The organism is Actinocorallia aurea, assembly GCF_054783995.1.
Window position 1 is genome coordinate 144948 of sequence record NZ_BAAGPQ010000034.1, and the last position, 16515, is coordinate 161462.

The following is a 16515-nucleotide window of genomic DNA, read 5'->3' on the forward strand; positions in this document are numbered from 1 at the left end:
GGGCGGCCGCCCCCGCGCCCCCTCACGGCGCGCGCAGGACGTCGAGGATCGCCACGGTCCAGGAGAACGATCCGCCCGCGCTCACCAGCGCGCACGTCTGCCCCGCGGCGAGGCCCCCGGTCGCGGCGAGCCGGGCCAGGCCCGCGAACTGGTCGCCGCCGCCGAGGTGGCCCACCGTAGAGCCCCACGGCCACGTGGTGCGGCCTGGGTCGAGGTCGAGCGCGGTGAAGAACTGGAAGTCCATCTTGGCGTGGCCGAGGTTCGGCGTGACGAACCAGGTGATCTCCTTGGCGTCCAGGTCCGCCTCCTCCAGCGCCAGGTCGAGCGCCTCCTGCTGGCCCGAGTGCAGCCGCTCGGCCACCTGCGACAGCCCCAGCGTGCGCACCAGCGCCGCCCGGTGCCGCTCGATGCCGATGGGCACGCCCGCGCCGAGCGGCACCACGCCGAAGGGGTCGTCGCCGCGGCCCATCGCCTCAAGGCCCGGATCGCTGACCGTGACCAGGCTCCGCAGCCGCGCGAAACCGTCCGACCGCGACAGCACGAGCGCGGTCCCGCCGTCGCCGAGGACGGTGCCGGGGTCGCTGGCCCAGCGGTCGAACCCGGGCAGGCAGAAGCGGTCGCCGGTCGTCACCAGGGCACCGCGCCGCGCGGCGTTCGCGAGGAGGTGGGAGACCGCGAGCTCGAACGCGGCCATCCCGCCGTTGGACAGCTGCTGGAGGAACATCGCGGGGCACGCGTTGCCCACCGACTCCCGCTGCACGTAGGAGGCCGGCGCCCACAGGTCGTGTCCCTGGTAGTACACCGCGGCGTGCAGGACGAGGTCGATGTCCCGCGGCCCCGCCCCCGCCATGGCCAGCGCCTTCCGCGCCGCCTTCGCCGCCATCTCCGGGCCCGACTCGTCGGCGACGCACACCGACCGCATCCGGGTCCGCCGCACCGTCCGCTCGTCGGTGAGCCCGCGCGCCACGGCCTCCTCCGCGTCCATCACCGGGGGCAGATGCAGGCCCACCCCCGCCACGAAAACGTCCTCGATCAGCACCCGTGCCTCCTTCGCCTACCCGTGCCTGGAAACGCGCCGAGGCTAGGCGCGCGGGCTCAAAGCAGCCTCAAGTCCAGGCGGAGCCGCGCCTCCATCGGCGCTCAGGCGAGTCTTGATCGGGCACTCCTAGCCTCGGCGGCAGAGCACAGGAAGGGAGCTCCGATGCCGCGCACGCCCTCGCCCCCCGCGACGGCCCTCGTCTTTCCCGGCCAAGGGGCCCAGCACCCGAGGATGGCCGCCGGGCTCTACGGCCACGACGCGACGTTCACCGCATGCATGGACGAGGCGTTCACCCTGCTCGGCGAGGCGGGACCGCGGCTGCGGGACGCCTGGCTCGCCGCGGACCCGCCCGAGGCCTACGACGACGTGACCGTCGCGCAGCCGCTGCTCTACGCGGTGAACCACGCGCTCGGCAGGATGGTCATGGACTGGGGCGCCGTCCCGGTGGCCCTGCTGGGCCACAGCGTGGGCGAGCTCGCCGCCGCGACCCTCGCCGGCGTGCTGAGCTTCGCCGACGGCATCGCCCTCATGCGCGACAGGCTCGACAGGTTCGCCGCGACGCCCCCGGGCGGGATGCTCGCCGTCGCCGCGTCCGTGAACGACGTGGCCGATCTGCTGGCGACCGGACGGGTCCACCTTGCCGCCGTCAACGCCGCACGGCAGCTCCTGCTCGCCGGGGAGAGCGCACCGCTGGCCGAGGCGGCGCGGATCCTGGCGGACCGCGGCGTGATCTGCCGTCCGGCGGCGGCCCGGCAGGCCTTCCACAGCCCCGTCGTCGCCGGCGCCGTCGAGGAGACCCGCGCGGGCTTCCGCGCTGTCGCCTGGCGCGAGCCGCGGCTCACCCTCTACTCCGCCTACACCGGCGGGGTCCTGACGGCCCGCGACGCGCGCGACCCCGACTTCTGGGCCTGGCAGGCGGCGCGCACCGTCCGGTTCGCCCCGACCCTCGCCCGGCTCCTGGACGACCACGACTGCCTCCTGCTCGAAGCGGGCCCCGGCGACGGGCTCTCCCGGCTCGCCCGGCGGCAGCCGCGGATCGCCGCGGGGCGCAGCGCGGTCCGCTCGCTGCTGCCGTCCCGCTCGCGCGGCGACGCCGCGGACCGCTCGTCCGCGGCGGAGGCGCGCGCCTGGCTCACGGGCGAGCGGCACGCGCTGAGCGTCGGGGGAGGCGGCCGTGGCTGAGCGCGAGGAGCCGCTCGCGGTGGTCGGGATGGCGTGCCGGTTCCCGGGCGCGCCCGGCATCGAGGAGTTCTGGAGTCTGCTCGCCGAAGGCGGGGACGCGGTGGCCCCCGGGACCGGGGACCGGGCCGGCCGCCGCCCCGGCGGGTACGTCGAGGGCGTCGCGGAGTTCGACGCGGAGTTCTTCGGCGTCCCCGCGCTGGAGGCCGCGGCGCTCGACCCGCAGCAGCGGCTGCTCCTCGAACTGTGCTGGCACGCCTTCGAGGACGCCCGCGCGGTGCCCGGGCCGCAGCCGGGCGGGCCGGTCGGCGTGTTCGTCGGCTGCTGCGCCGACGACTACGCGCGGCTCAGCGCGCCCGAGGGCCCCGGCCCGTTCACGATGACCGGGACGACCCGTGCGTTCCTCGCCAACCGGGTCTCCTACGCGCTCGGCCTCACCGGCCCGAGCCTCGTCGTCGACTGCGGCCAGTCGTCCTCGCTGGTCGCCCTGCACCAGGCGGCGTCGGCGCTGCACCGGCAGGAGTGCGCGACGGCGCTCGTCGCGGGAGTCCAGCTCAACCTCTCGGCGGACGGGGACCTGGTGCTGGAGGAGCTCGGCGCGCTGTCGCCGACCGGGCGCTGCCGCACGTTCTCGGCGAAGGCCGACGGGATCGTGCGCGGCGAGGGCGCGGCGGTCCTCGTGCTCAAGCCGCTGTCCGCCGCGACCCGGGCGGGCGATCGCGTCTACTGCACGGTCCTGTCCTCGGCGGTGAACAACGACGGCGGAGGGCCCGGCCTGACCGCCCCGAACCGCACCGCGCAGCGCGACGTCCTCGTCGCCGCCTACCGGCGCGCGGGCATCGCGCCCTCCACCGCGGCGTACGTGGAGCTGCACGGCACCGGCACCCGGGTCGGCGACCCCGTCGAGGCCCGCGCGCTCGGCGCCGTGCTCGGCCGGGGCCGTCCCGCGGACGCGCCGCTGCTCGTCGGCTCGGTGAAGACGAACATCGGCCACCTGGAGGGCGCGGCGGGCCTGGCCGGGGTGGTCAAGACGGCGCTCGCGCTGCATCGGCGGCTGCTCCCGCCCACCCTGCACCACGACGAGCCGAACCCGGCGATCGACCTGGCTGGACTCGGCATCGAGGTCTGCATCGAGGCGCGGCCGTGGCCGCGCGTCCCCGGCCCGCTCGTCGCGGGCGTCTCGGGCTTCGGGCTGGGCGGCACCAACTGCCACGTCGTGCTCGGCGAGGCCCCGCCGACCGGGGAGCGCGCCGACGTATCTGGCCAAGGGGCCGAACCCGGCCGGGCGCTGCCCTTCCTGCTGGCCGCCCGCAGCGAGGCCGCCCTGCGCGACCTTGCAGCGCGCTCGGCGGACCTCGTGGAGCACGGCGCGGCCGCGCTGGTCGACCTCGCCTACTCCACGGCCGCCACCCGCGCCGCGCTCCCGCACCGGGCCGCCGTGGTCGCCGCGGCCCGGGGCGACCTCGCCGCCCGGCTGCGCGGCCTCGCCGAGGAAGGCGACCCGGACGGCCCCGACCGTCCCGGCGTCGTCTCCGGCACGCCCGCCGGGGGACGTGTGGCCTTCCTGTTCCCCGGCCAGGGCATGCAGCGGCTCGGGATGGGCCGCGGCCTGCACGGGACCTACGGGGTGTTCGCCCGCGCCTTCGACGAGGCGTGCGCGGCGGCCGAAGAGGTCCTGCGCGCCGACCTGAAGGAGGCGCTCTGGGAGCGCGCCGACCTCCTCGACCGGATGACCTACGCCCAGCCCGCGCTGTTCGCGCTGGAGGTCGCGCTGCACAGGCTGCTCGAATCCTTCGGGCTGGTCCCCGACGTCCTCGTCGGCCACTCCCAGGGCGAGGTCGCCGCCGCGCACCTCGCCGGGGTGCTGTCCCTCGCCGACGCCGCGGAACTCGTCGTGCACCGGGGCCGGCTGATGAGCGGGCTGCCGCGCGGCGGGGCGATGGTCGCCGTCCAGGCCGCCGAGGACGAGGTGCGCGAACTCCTCGCCGCGGAAGCCGGCGTGCTCGCGGTCGGCGCGCTCAACGGGCCGCGCGCGGTGGTCGTCTCGGGCGAGGAGGAGGCCGCCGAGAGGGTCGCCGCGGCCTTCCGCGCCCGCGGCCGCCGGACCCGTAGGCTCCCGATCGAGATCGCCGCCCACTCCCCGCTGATGCGCGCCGCCCAGGACGAGCTCGAGGCGGTCGCGGGCAAGCTCGTCAGGCACGAGCCGACCGGGCCCACGATCGTCTCCACCGTCACGGGCGAACCGGTCGACCCGCGCGACTTCGGGACCGCCGCCTACTGGGCGGGGCACCTGGTCTCGACCGTGCGGTTCGCGCCCGCGGTGCGGACCGCGCACGAGCTGGGCGCGCGGTTCTTCGTCGAGATCGGGCCGGGACCCGGCCTGTCCACGCTCGCCGCCGAGACCGTCGGGGGCGCCGCGGAGACCTTCAGCGCGCCGCTGGCCGCAGGCGAGGAGACCGAGGGCGTCGCCGAGACGCTCGGCGCGGCGTTCGTCCGCGGCGTCCCGGTCGGCTGGGACGCGTTCTTCGGCCCCGCGGCGCACCGGACCGACCTGCCGGGCTACCCGTTCCAGCGACTGCGCCACTGGCTGGACGCCGCGCCCCCCGAACGGGCGGCGGCCCCGCGCCGCGCGCCCTGGACCGGCGACCACGTCGCCCTGGTGACCGAGCGGACCTGCGCCGTCCTCGGTCGGCCCGCCGCCGACCTCGATCTCGACGCCACCTTCACCGGACTCGGCCTCGACTCGCGGATGTCCGTGGCGCTGCGCGGCGTGCTGGCCCGCACCCTCGGCCGCGATCTGCCGACGACGCTGCTGTTCGACCACCCGACGCCCGCGGCCCTGATCCGGGCCCTCCAAGCCGACGCGTCACACGGGCCCGCGCCCGTCAACGAAGAAAGGCCGTGGTGACGATGACCCGTGCGCCCGAACCGTCCTCCCGCGACGGCGAGGCCATCGCGATCGTCGCGATGGGATGCCGCTACCCCGGCGGGGTCCGCTCCCCGCGCGACCTCTGGCGGCTCGTCGCGGAGGGCGTCGACGCCGTCGCCGAGGCGCCCGCCTCCCGCGGCTGGGGCGCCGCCCTCGACGGCGCCCCGCCCCGGGGCGGGTTCCTCGAAGACGCCGACCGCTTCGACGCGCGCTTCTTCGGCATCTCCCCGCGCGAGGCCGACGGGATGGACCCGCAGCAGCGCGTCCTCCTGGAGGTCGCCTGGGAGACCTTCGAACGCGCCGGGCTGAGCCGCAAGGCCCTCGCCGGAAGCGGCACCGGCGCCTTCATCGGGGCGATGGCCCAGGAGTACGGGCCGCGCATGCACGAGGACAACGGAGCCCTCGGCGGCTACCGCATCACCGGCGGCTCGCCCAGCGTGCTCTCGGGCCGCATCGCCTACAGCTTCGGCCTGCGCGGTCCTGCCGTGACCGTCGACACCGCGTGCTCGTCGTCGCTCGTCGCGCTGCACCTCGCCGTGCAGGCGCTGCGCCAGGGCGAGTGCGACCTCGCCCTGGCCGGGGGAGTGGCGGTGATGCCGACCCCCGGCATGTTCGTCGACTTCGCCCGCCAGGGAGGGCTGTCGCCCGACGGCCGCTGCCGCTCCTTCTCCGACGACGCCGCGGGCACCGGCTGGGCCGAAGGCGCGGGCCTGCTCCTGCTGGCCCGCCACGGCGCCGCGATCGCCCGCGGCCTCCCCGTCCTCGCCCTGGTCAAGGGCACCGCCACCAACTCCGACGGCGCGAGCAACGGCCTCACCGCGCCGAGCCGGGAGGCCCAGGAGGACGTCGTCCGCAGGGCCCTGGCCGCCGCCGGCCTCGGCCCGCACGACGTGGACGCGGTCGAGGCGCACGGCACGGGCACCGAGCTCGGCGACCCGATCGAGGCCCGCGCCCTGGCCGCCGTCTACGGCGCGGGCAGGGCCGCGGACGCGCCGCTGTGGCTGGGCTCGCTCAAGTCGAACCTCGGGCACGCCCAGGCCGCCGCAGGCGTCGGCGGGGTCATCAAGATGGTCGAGGCGCTGCGCGCACGGACCCTGCCGAGGACCCTGCACGTGTCCGCGCCGACCCGCCACGTGCACTGGGAGGGCAGCGGACTCGCCCTGCTCACCGAGGCGCGCGCCTGGTCTCCCGGGGACCGCCCGCGCCGCGCGGCGGTCTCCTCCTTCGGCATCAGCGGCACCAACGCCCACACGGTCCTCGAAGAGGCCCCGCCGCCCGCGGCCGCCCCGCGCGAGGCGGCGCGGGGCCCGCTGGTGTGGCAGGTCAGCGCGCCCGACGCCGCGGCCCTGCGACGCCAGGCCGGAGCCCTGCACGCCGCGGTGACGGGCGACGGGGCCCCCGCCCCCGAGGACGTCGCGCTGACGCTGCGCCGCAGGACGAGGTTCGCGCACCGGGCCGCGGTCGTCGCCGACGACGCGGCGGGCCTCACCGCGGGCCTCGCCGCCCTCGCCGACGGCGCGCCCGCCCCGTCGGCCTCGGGAAAGTACGGCTCCCCTGCGGTGCTGCGGACCGAGCGGCACCCCGACCCGGCGGGCCCCGTCCTCGTCTTCCCCGGCCAGGGCGCGCAGTGGCGCGAGATGGGCCTCGCCCTCATGGAGGAGTCCCCCGTCTTCCGCCAGGCGATGCGGGAGTGCGCCGAGGAGCTCGCCCCGCTGTGGGGCCGCCGCCTGACCGACGTGCTCCGCTCGGGCGCGTTGGAGCGCACCGAGATCGTCCAGCCCGCCCTGTTCGCCGTCATGGTGTCGCTCGCGCGACTGTGGCGGGCGGCCGGCGTGCGCCCGTCGGCGGTCGTCGGCCACTCGCAGGGCGAGATCGCCGCGGCGTGCGTCGCGGGAGCGCTGTCGCTCGCCGACGCGTGCCGCGTCGTGGTGCTGCGCAGCCGCGCGCTCACCGCGCTGGAGGGCACCGGCGGCATGGCCTCGGTGCCGCTGGACGCCCGCGGCACCCGCGAGCTCCTCGGCAGGGTCGGCGGCGACCTCGACCTCGCCACCCTCAACGGCCCCCGGGCGACGGTCGTCGGCGGTGACCCCGCCGACCTCGGACGGCTGCTCGCCCTCTGCGAGGCCGAGGGCGTCGACGCCCGAAGGGTCGAGGTGTCCTACGCCTCGCACACCGGGGCCGTCGACCGCATCGAGGACGAGATCCTGGACGGGCTCGCCGGGATCACCCCGCGCACGCCCTCGGTCCCGCTGCACTCGACGCTGACCGGCACCGTCGTGGACGGCCCCGCCATGGACGCCTCCTACTGGTTCGACAACCTGCGCGGCACCGTCAGGTTCGCCCCCGTGATCGCCGACCTCGTCGCGCGCAGGCACCGCACCTTCGTCGAGGTGAGCCCGCACCCCGTGCTGACGCTCGGGATCCAGGAGACCCTCGACGACGCGGGGGCGCTCGGCACCGTCACCGGGACCCTGCGCAAGGGCTCGGGCGGCCTGGGCCAGTTCCTCACCGCCGCCGTCGCCCTGCCCGACGCCGACGACACGCTCGACCTCGCGCCGCTCCAGCCCGCCGGCGCGCCGGTCGACCTCCCGGTGCACCGCTTCGCCGGGGCCCGGCACTGGATCGAGGCGCGGCCCGCCTCCGCGTCCGGCCTGGCGGGCGAGCCGGTGGACCTGCCGTCCGGCGAGACCGTCGTCGCGGCCCGCCTGGACCCCGCGGCCCGGTCCTGGACCGCCGACCACGTCGTCGGCGACGGCGCGCTCGTGCCCGGCACCCTCTTCCTAGCCCTCCTCGGCGAGGCCGGACGGCGGGTCGGCCTGCCCGTCGTGGACGACCTCGTGCTCGGGGCGGCGCTGCCGCTGACCGGGCCGCTCGACCTGAGGCTCGTCCTGGCCGCGCCCGACCAGGCGGGAGGGCGGGCGGTGACCGTCCACGCGCGTGGGGCGGACGGCGGGTGGACCCAGCACGCGACGGGCGTGCTCAGCCCCGCCGGCCTTTCCGCCGCGCCCGCGGTGGGCGCCTCCGCCCTGGTCTGGCCGCCGCGCGACGCGACGCCTGTCGACGTCGCCGGGATGTACGCCGATCTCGCCGAGCGCGGCTACCGCTACGGGCCCGCGTTCGCCGGCGTGCGGGCGGCGTGGACGCGGGGCGAGGAGGTGTTCGCCGAGGCCGTCCTGCCCGACGCGGTCGGCGACCTGGGCGATTTCGCCGTGGCGCACCCCGCGCTGCTCGACGCCACCCTGCACGCCGCGCTGCCGCACGCGGGAGGCGGCCTCGCCGTGCCGTTCGCCTGGCGCGGCGTGCTCGCGCCGCCCGGCGGCACGCAGACGCTGCGGGCGGTCCTCACCGCGCGTGACGGCGAGTTCGCCGTCACCTGGTACGACGGGGAAGGCCGCCGGGCCGGGCACGCCGACGCGCTCGCGCTGCGGCCCCTGCCCGGCGCGGAACCCGCGGCGGCCAGACTCGCGCTCGCCTTCGGCGCCGCCCCCGCCGCGCCCCCCGCCGAGGACTGGGCGGCGCTCGGTGGCTCCTCCCTCGGCGCGCCGCGCGTGTTCGCCGCGCTGGAGGAGCTCCCCGACCCGTGGCCCGCACACGTCGTGGCCGAGGTCCGCGCGCCGGGCGGCCCCGACGCGGCGGCGGCCGCCGAGACCGTGCTCGCCGGGACCGTCGCCCTTCTGCGGTCCTGGACGGCGGCGCGCAAGGACGGCGCCCGGCTCACCCTGGTGACCAGGGGCGCGCTCGCGGCGAGCGAACGCGAGCCGATCGCCGATCTGGGGGCCGCCGCGGTCGTCGGGGCGGTGCGCGCCGCGCAGGCCGAGCATCCCGACGCGTTCCGCATCGTCGACCTCGACGACGCGCCCGCGTCCCTCGCGGCGCTGCCCAGCGCGCTGGGCAGCGGGGAGTACGAGCTCGCCATCCGAGCGGGACGCCTCCTGCGGCCCCGGCTCGTCCCGGCGCCCGACACGGGGTTCGTGCCGCCGGAGGGCCCGTGGCGGCTCGACGTCACCAGCCGGGGGACCCTCGACGACCTCGCCCTCGTGCCGCACCCGGAGGCCGCGGCCGCGCTCGGCCCGCGCGAGGTGCGGCTCGACGTGCGCGCGGCGGGCCTGAACTTCCGCGACGTCACCGTGGGCCTCGGCCTCGTCGACACCGAGCGGACCATGGGCGCGGAAGGCGCGGGCGTCGTCACCGAGACGGGCTCGGAGGTCACCGGGTTCCACCCCGGCGACCGCGTGTTCGGCGTCTTCGCCCGCGCGCTCGGCCCCGTCGCCGTCGCCGACGAGCGGATGATCAGGCCGCTGCCGCCCGGCTGGAGCTTCACCGACGGCGCGGGCGTGCCCATCGTCTTCATCACCGCCTACCAGTGCCTCGTGGACGAGGCGCGGACCCGGCCCGGCGACCGCGTCCTGGTGCACACCGCGACCGGCGGCGTCGGCCTCGCCGCGCTCCAGATCGCCCGCCACCTCGGCGCGGAGGTCTTCGCGACGGCGAGTCCCGCCAAGCACGGGACGCTCCGCGACCACGGTCTTCCCGACGACCACATCGCCTCCTCACGCAGCCTCGCCTTCGCCGAGGAGTTCCGCGCCGCGACCGGCGGCCGCGGCGTCGACGTCGTGCTCAACTCCCTGTCCGGCAAGGCCGTGGACGCCTCGCTCGGCCTGCTCGCGGGCGGCGGAAGGTTCGTGGAGATGGGCAAGACCGACCTGCGGCCCGCCGCCGAGGTCGCCGCGGCCCACCCCGGCGTCGGCTACGGCGCCTACAACATCCTCGGCGTCGCGCCCGACCGGATCGGCGAGGTCCTCGACGAGCTGATCGCGCTGTTCGCGGCGGGCGCGCTCGGCCACCTGCCGACCCGGACCTGGGACGTGCGCCAGGGCAAGACCCCGCTGCGGATGCTGAGCCGGGCCAGGCACCGCGGCAAGCTCGTGCTGACGATGCCGCGGTCGCTCGATCCCGACCGTCCCGTCCTCATCACCGGCGGCACCGGAGGGCTCGGCGCGCTCACCGCACGGCACCTCGCCGAGACGCACGGCGTTCGCAGACTGATCCTGCTGAGCAGGCGCGGACCCGCGGCGCCCGGCGCGCGGGAACTGGCGGCCGATCTCGCCGCGCTCGGCGCGGACGCCCACATCGCCGCCTGCGACGTCACCGCGCCCGACGCGCTCGCCGCGCTCGTCGCCGCGCACGCGCCCGGCGCGGTCTTCCACACCGCGGGCGTGCTGAGCGACGGGCTGCTGACCCGGATGACCCCGGCGAAGCTGCGCGCCGCGGTCCGGCCGAAGGTCCGCGGCGCGTGGCTGCTGCACGAGCTCACCCGCGACCTCGACCTGTCTGCCTTCGTCCTGTTCTCCTCGGCGGCGGGGGTGATAGGCAGCCCCGGCCAGGCCAACTACGCCGCCGCCAACGCCTTCCTCGACGCGCTCGCCCAGCACCGCAGGGCCCTCGGCCTCGAAGCGACCTCCCTCGCCTGGGGCCTGTGGAGCCAGTCCACCGGCATGACCGGCCACCTCGCCGAGGCCCAGACCGCCGCCCTCGCCAGGATCGGCCTCGCGCCGATGGACGGCGCCGACGGGCTCGCCCTCCTGGACGCGGCCCTGGCCTCCCCGGCCGCGCTCCAGGCGCCCCTGCTGCCCGCCCCGCGGGGCCTGCGGGCCGGAAGCCGCGCGGGCAGGCTCTTCGGCGTGCCGGACCCCGCCACCGCCGCCCCCTCGGCCACCGGCCATCGGCCATCCGAGGCCACCGACGCCCCGCCCGCCGACCTCATGCTGCTCGTGCGGACCCAGGCGGCCCAGGTGCTCGGCCACCCCGGTCCCGACGCCATCGACCCCGACGCGGAGTTCAAGGGCCTCGGCTTCGACTCCCTCCTGAGCGTCGACCTGCGCAATCGCATCAACGCCGCGGCGGGCCTGCGCCTGCCGGCGGGCGCGGTCCTCGACCATCCCACCCCGCGCGACCTCGTCGCCTACCTCACCACCACCACGGAGGGAAAGTCATGACCACCTCTCCCGGCGCCCCCGCCGCGCCCGCCACGCAGGTCGCGCACCGGATCGACGTCGCGGCCCCCGCCGACGCCGTCTACCGGATCATCGCGAACGTCAGCCTGTGGCCGCTGTACTTCCCGCCCACCGTCCGCGCCGAGCGCGTCTCCGGCGACGACGCGCAGGAGACCGTCCGGATCTGGGCGATCGCGCAGGGCGGCCTGCGGTCCTGGGAGTCGCACAGGTCGCTGGACGCCGCCGCCCTGACCGTCTCCTTCGCCCAGACCAGGCCGCAGGCGCCCGTCGCGGAGATGAGCGGGCGGTGGTGGATCAGCGAGACCGGCGACGGCTGCGCCGTCACCCTCGACCACACCTACCGCGCGATCGGCGACGACCCCGCGGCGCACGACCTCATCGCCGCGGCCGTCGACGCCAACAGCCTCGCCGAACTCGCCCGGCTCAAGCACGCCGCGGAACTCGGCGCGGGCGCCCAGGGCCTGGTGTTCGACTTCGCCGACACCGAGGAGATGACCTGCTCCCAGGAGGAGGCCTACGCGTTCATCAACGAGGCGGACCTGTGGCCGCAGCGCCTCCCGCACGTCGCCCGGCTCGACCTGCGCGAGGACGGCGACGGCCTCCAGTACATGGAGATGGACACCCGCTCCCCGGACGGCTCGGTGCACACCACGGTGTCCTACCGGGTGTGCGAGCCCTCCCACCGCGTCGTCTACAAGCAGACCATCCTGCCCAAGGCCCTCCAGGCGCACAACGGCGAGTGGCTGTTCGCGACCCGGCAGGACGGCACGGTCGCGGTGACCGCCCGCCACCAGGTCATGCTCGACCCCGTCGGGATCGCGTCCCTGCCCATGCCGCCCGCCTCGCTGGAGGCCGCCCGCGACGCGGTCCGCCAGGCGCTCGGCGCGAACAGCCGGGCGACCATGGTCGCCGCCCGCGCCTTCTACGAGGCGGCACGCGCCGGAGCCGGCGATGAGTGACCTCCTGGAGCGCGTCCGCGCCTTCGCCCGCGCCGAGCTCACCGGCAAGGAGGAGCACTTCGACTCGCTGCCCGAGCCGCCCGCGCCCGAGGCGCTGCGGCTGCACGAGGCGGGCCTGGCGAACTGGTGGATCCCCGCCGAGTTCGGCGGGACCGGCGCCTCGCTGGAGGAGAGCGTCGACGTCGTGTCCGAACTCGCCTACGGCGACGCCGGCTTCGCGTTCGGCGCGCTGCTGCCCGTCCTCGGCACCCTCATGCTCCAGCTCTACGGCCCGGACGAGCTGGCCCGGCCCGTCCTTGAGCGGCTCGCCCGCGAGGGCGGGGTCCTCGGCGTCATGGGCAGCGAGCAGGAGGCGGGCAGCGAACTCGCCCGCACCGCGACGACCTTCCGCGACGAGGGCGGCACGCTCGTCCTGGACGGCGAGAAGTTCTTCTCCACCAACGCCGACGCCGCCGACCTGCTCCTGGTGCTCGCCGCCGACGACGACGGCGACTTCGCCATGGTCGCGGTGCCGCGCGACGTGCCCGGCGTCGAGATCGTCAAGCGGTGGGACATGGTGGGCGTGCGCGGCTCGGCCACCTACCGCGCGCGGCTCGCCGGCTGCGCGGTGCCCGCCTCGCACCGGCTGCGCGGCAACGGACTGCGCCACCTCGAAGTCGGCCTGAACGCCAGCAGGGTGCTCATCGCCGCGACCGCGGTCGGCGCGGCACGGCGCGTGCGCGACCTCGCCCTCGACTACGCGGCAGGCAAGCGCGTGCGCGGCGGCCCGCTCACCGCCAACGCGGTGTTCGCCGCGAAACTCGGCCAGATCGAGACGCTGATCGACGTCATGCGCAGCCAGTGCCGTGCCGCCGCCGCGGAGATCGACGGGCTGCTCGCCTCACCCGACCCGTCGGCCGCCCTCTACCGGGCGGGCTCGCTGCGCTCGGCGCTCGCCGCGAAGCTCTTCTGCGGCCAGGCCGGCTGGCAGGTCGCCACGCTCGGCTCGGAGATGTTCGGCGGCCTCGGCTACACCCGCGAGCACCCCATCGGCAAACTCGTCCGCGACCTGCGCTACGTCGCCGTCGTCGAGGGCGGCGAGGACGTCCTGCGCGACCTGATCTACCACCGCTTCGTCGTACCCGCCGCCAAGCGGCGCTGAGGCTCAAGGCGCGGTCCGCTCCGGCCCGAGCGGGCTGCGCCACCGTGATCCATGTCCGGCCGCACACGCCCCCACGACGGGAGACCCGCCATGCCGCACCTGCTCCACCTCGACACCTCGCCCTCGGAGACCTCGGTCTCCCGGGAGCTCGCCCGGACCTTCCGCGCCGCCTGGGCGGAGGCCAACCCCGAGGGGACCATCACCTACCGCGACCTCGCGTCCACCCCCGTGCCGCACCTCGCCGCGGCGGGGGTCACCGCGGGGTTCACCCCGCCCGCCTTCCACAGCCCCGCGGAGAAGGAGGCGACGGCGCTGCGCGAGGAGCTGATCACCGAGCTCCTGGCCGCCGACACCGTCCTGGTGAGCACCCCCATGTACAACTGGTCGGTCCCGAGCACCCTCAAGGCCTGGATCGACCAGGTCCTGGTCAACGACCGGACGCTCAGCTTCGACGGCTCGCCCGGCCCGCTCGCCGGCCGCCCCGCCACCGTCCTGGCCAGCTACGGCGGCGGCTACATGCCGGGCGCGCCGCGCGAGAACGCCAACCACTGCGGCCCCTACCTGGAGACGGTCTTCGGCCTCGGCCTCGGCATGGAGACCGAGATCATCGCCGCCCACCTCTCGCTCGCGCCGCGCGTCCCCGCGATGGCCGACCTCGTGCCGCTCGCCGAGAAGTCCCGGGCCGCGGCGAACATCGCCGCCGCCGACCGCGCCCGCGCCGTCGCCTCGGTCCTGGTCTGAGCGCGGGGAAACAGGAGGATCTGACATGTCCCGTCGCGCCGTCATCACCGGCATCGGCGTGCTCGCGCCCGGTGCCAACGGGGTCAAGGAGTACTGGAACCTGCTCGCTGAGGGACGCTCGGCGATCCGCGCCATCAGCCTCTTCGACGCCTCGCCGTTCCGCTCCCGCATCGCCGGGGAGGTGGACTTCGACCCTGTGGTCTCGGGCCTCGGCGTCCAGGAGATCCGCCGCATGGACCGGGCCGCCCAGTTCGCCGTGGTCGCCGGACGCGAGGCGGTCCACTCGTCCGGGCTCGACTTCGAGGCGCTCGACCCCACGCGCGTCGGCGTCGCCCTCGGCTGCGCGGTCGGCTGCACCACGAGCATCGAGCGGGAATTCGTCGTCGGCAGCGGCTCCGGCGCGCTGTGGGAGATCGACCAGGACTACACCGTCCCGCAGCTCTACGACTTCGTGAACCCCAGCTCCCTGGCCGCCGAACTCGCCTGGACCGTCGGCGCCGAGGGCCCGGCGACGGTCGTGTCGACCGGATGCACCTCGGGCATCGACGCGGTCGGCTACGCCGCGCGGCTCATCGAGGAGGGCAGCGCCGACATCGTGCTCAGCGGCGGGACCGAGGCGCCGCTGACGCCGATCACCACGGTCTGCTTCGACGTGCTGCGCGCCAGTTCCACCCGCAACGACGACCCGGCGACCGCCTGCCGCCCCTTCGACAGGTCCCGCGACGGGCTCGTCCTCGCCGAAGGCTGCGCCGTCCTCGTGGTGGAGGAACTCGGCCACGCCCGCGCGCGCGGCGCGCAGATCCTCGGCGAGGTAGCCGGATACGGCACCCGCTGCAACGCCTACCACATGACCGGCCTCCAGCCGGAGGGCGCGGAGATGGCCGAGGCCATCGGCATCGCGCTGGACCGCGCCAGGGCCGTGCCCACCGACGTCGACTACATCAACGCGCACGGCTCGGGCACCAAGCAGAACGACCGGCACGAGACCGGCGCCTTCAAGCTCAGCCTCGGCGAGCACGCCTACCGGACGCCCGTCAGCGGGTTCAAGTCCATGATCGGGCACTCCCTGGGCGCGATCGGCTCGCTGGAGATCGCCGGTTGCCTGCTGGCCATGAAGGAGGGCCTGGTCCCGCCGACGGCCAACCTGCACGAGCCCGACCCGGCCTGCGACCTCGACTACACCCCGAACGTCGCCCGCGAACGCGACATCGACACCGTCGTCACCGTCGGCAGCGGGTTCGGCGGGTTCCAGAGCGCGATGGTGCTGCGCCGCCTGGAAGGCGCGAGCCGGTGAAGGCGGTCGTCACCGGCATCGGCGTGGCCGCCCCGAACGGTCTCGGCGCCGACGCCTACTGGGACGCCCTGATGCGCGGCGACTCCGGCATCCGCAGGGTCACCCGCTTCGACGTCTCCCGCTACCGCAGCACCCTCGCCGGCGAGGTCAGCGGCTTCGACCCCGCCGACCACCTCCCGGACCGGCTGATGCCGCAGACCGACCACACCACGCGGCTCGCGCTGGTCGCCGCGGACTGGGCGCTGCGCGCGGCGGGGGTCGGCAAGGACGACCTGCCGAGCAACCGGATGGGCGTGGTCACCGCGGCCGCGGGCGGCGGCTACGAGTTCGGCCAGCGCGAGCTGACCAAGCTGCACGGGCAGGGCCCCGACCACGTCAGCGCCTACCAGTCGTTCGCGTGGTTCTACGCCGTCAACACCGGCCAGATCTCCATCCGCAACGGGCTGCGCGGCGCCGGCTCGGTCGTGGTCAGCGAGGAGGCCGGCGGCCTCGACGCGCTCGCCCAGGCCCGCCGCCAGATCCGCGAGGACGGCACCCTGCTCGCCCTCGCGGGCGGCATGGACAGCGCCCTGTCCCCGTGGGCGTGGGTCGCGCACCAGTCCACCGGCATGATGACCCGCGCCGCCGACCCGGCCCGCGCCTACCTGCCGTTCGACGGCGACGCCAGCGGCTACGTCCCCGGGGAGGGCGGCGCGATCCTCGTGGTCGAGACGCCCGAGACCGCGGCAGCCCGGCCCGGCGTCAAGGTCTTCGGCGAGATCGCCGGATACGCCGCGACGTTCGACTCGCGGCGGCCGGGCCGGCCGCCCGGTCTGCGCCGGGCGATCGAGCAGGCGCTCGCCGACGCGGACATCGCCCCGGAAGGCATCGACGCGGTCTTCGCCGACGCCGCGGGGGACACCGTGCTCGACGCCCGCGAGGCCGAGGCCATCGGCGCGGTCTTCGGCCCGCGCGGCGTGCCCGTGACCGCGCCGAAGACCATGACGGGAAGGCTCTTCGCGGGGGGCGCCGCTCTCGACGTCGCGACCGCGCTTCTGGCCATGGACCGCGGCGCGATCCCGCCGACGACCGGCGTCGGCGAGCCCGTCGCGGACTACGCGCTCGACCTCGTCGTCGGCGAGCCCCGCCGGACCCCGGTCCGGGCGGCCCTCGTCCTGGCCCGCGGCCGCGGCGGGTTCAACTCGGCACTGGTGCTGCGCGAGCACCGCTGACCCCGTTT

At 76.3% G+C, this 16515-nt stretch carries 9 protein-coding genes; 8 read left to right on the plus strand and 1 reads right to left on the minus strand.

The window, feature by feature from the left end:
- Positions 1 to 22: 22 nt before the first annotated feature.
- A complete protein-coding gene (locus tag ACYVOM_RS36460) occupies positions 23 to 1039 on the minus strand; it encodes a ketoacyl-ACP synthase III family protein (RefSeq protein ID WP_460308159.1) in 1017 nt (338 codons plus the stop codon).
- Between the two features lie 162 nt (positions 1040 to 1201).
- On the opposite strand from ACYVOM_RS36460, the gene ACYVOM_RS36465 reads away from it, so the two are divergent.
- The 8 genes from ACYVOM_RS36465 (at position 1202) to ACYVOM_RS36500 (ending at position 16507) form a co-directional block, all read left to right on the plus strand.
- On the plus strand, positions 1202 to 2221 hold the full coding sequence (locus ACYVOM_RS36465; protein ID WP_460308160.1) for an acyltransferase domain-containing protein: 1020 nt from the start codon (positions 1202 to 1204) through the stop codon (positions 2219 to 2221).
- A complete protein-coding gene (locus ACYVOM_RS36470; RefSeq protein WP_460308161.1) occupies positions 2214 to 5126 on the plus strand; it encodes a type I polyketide synthase in 2913 nt (970 codons plus the stop codon). Before ACYVOM_RS36465 ends, ACYVOM_RS36470 begins: the two co-directional genes overlap by 8 nt.
- 2 nt (positions 5127 to 5128) lie before the next feature.
- Complete coding sequence (locus ACYVOM_RS36475) at positions 5129 to 11143, plus strand: type I polyketide synthase (RefSeq protein ID WP_460308203.1); 6015 nt, start codon at positions 5129 to 5131, stop codon at positions 11141 to 11143.
- Positions 11140 to 12120: an aromatase/cyclase gene (locus ACYVOM_RS36480; RefSeq protein ID WP_460308162.1), complete on the plus strand. Its 981-nt coding sequence runs from the start codon at positions 11140 to 11142 to the stop codon at positions 12118 to 12120. The genes ACYVOM_RS36475 and ACYVOM_RS36480 overlap by 4 nt, the downstream gene beginning before the upstream one ends.
- Positions 12113 to 13261, plus strand: coding sequence for an acyl-CoA dehydrogenase family protein (locus tag ACYVOM_RS36485; protein ID WP_460308163.1), 1149 nt, complete (start codon positions 12113 to 12115; stop codon positions 13259 to 13261). Before ACYVOM_RS36480 ends, ACYVOM_RS36485 begins: the two co-directional genes overlap by 8 nt.
- 90 nt (positions 13262 to 13351) lie before the next feature.
- Complete coding sequence (locus tag ACYVOM_RS36490; RefSeq protein ID WP_460308164.1) at positions 13352 to 14002, plus strand: FMN-dependent NADH-azoreductase; 651 nt, start codon at positions 13352 to 13354, stop codon at positions 14000 to 14002.
- A 25-nt stretch (positions 14003 to 14027) separates the two neighbouring features.
- A complete protein-coding gene (locus tag ACYVOM_RS36495; RefSeq protein ID WP_460308165.1) occupies positions 14028 to 15296 on the plus strand; it encodes a beta-ketoacyl-[acyl-carrier-protein] synthase family protein in 1269 nt (422 codons plus the stop codon).
- A complete protein-coding gene (locus ACYVOM_RS36500) occupies positions 15293 to 16507 on the plus strand; it encodes a ketosynthase chain-length factor (RefSeq protein WP_460308166.1) in 1215 nt (404 codons plus the stop codon). Before ACYVOM_RS36495 ends, ACYVOM_RS36500 begins: the two co-directional genes overlap by 4 nt.
- The last annotated feature ends 8 nt before the right edge of the window (positions 16508 to 16515 follow it).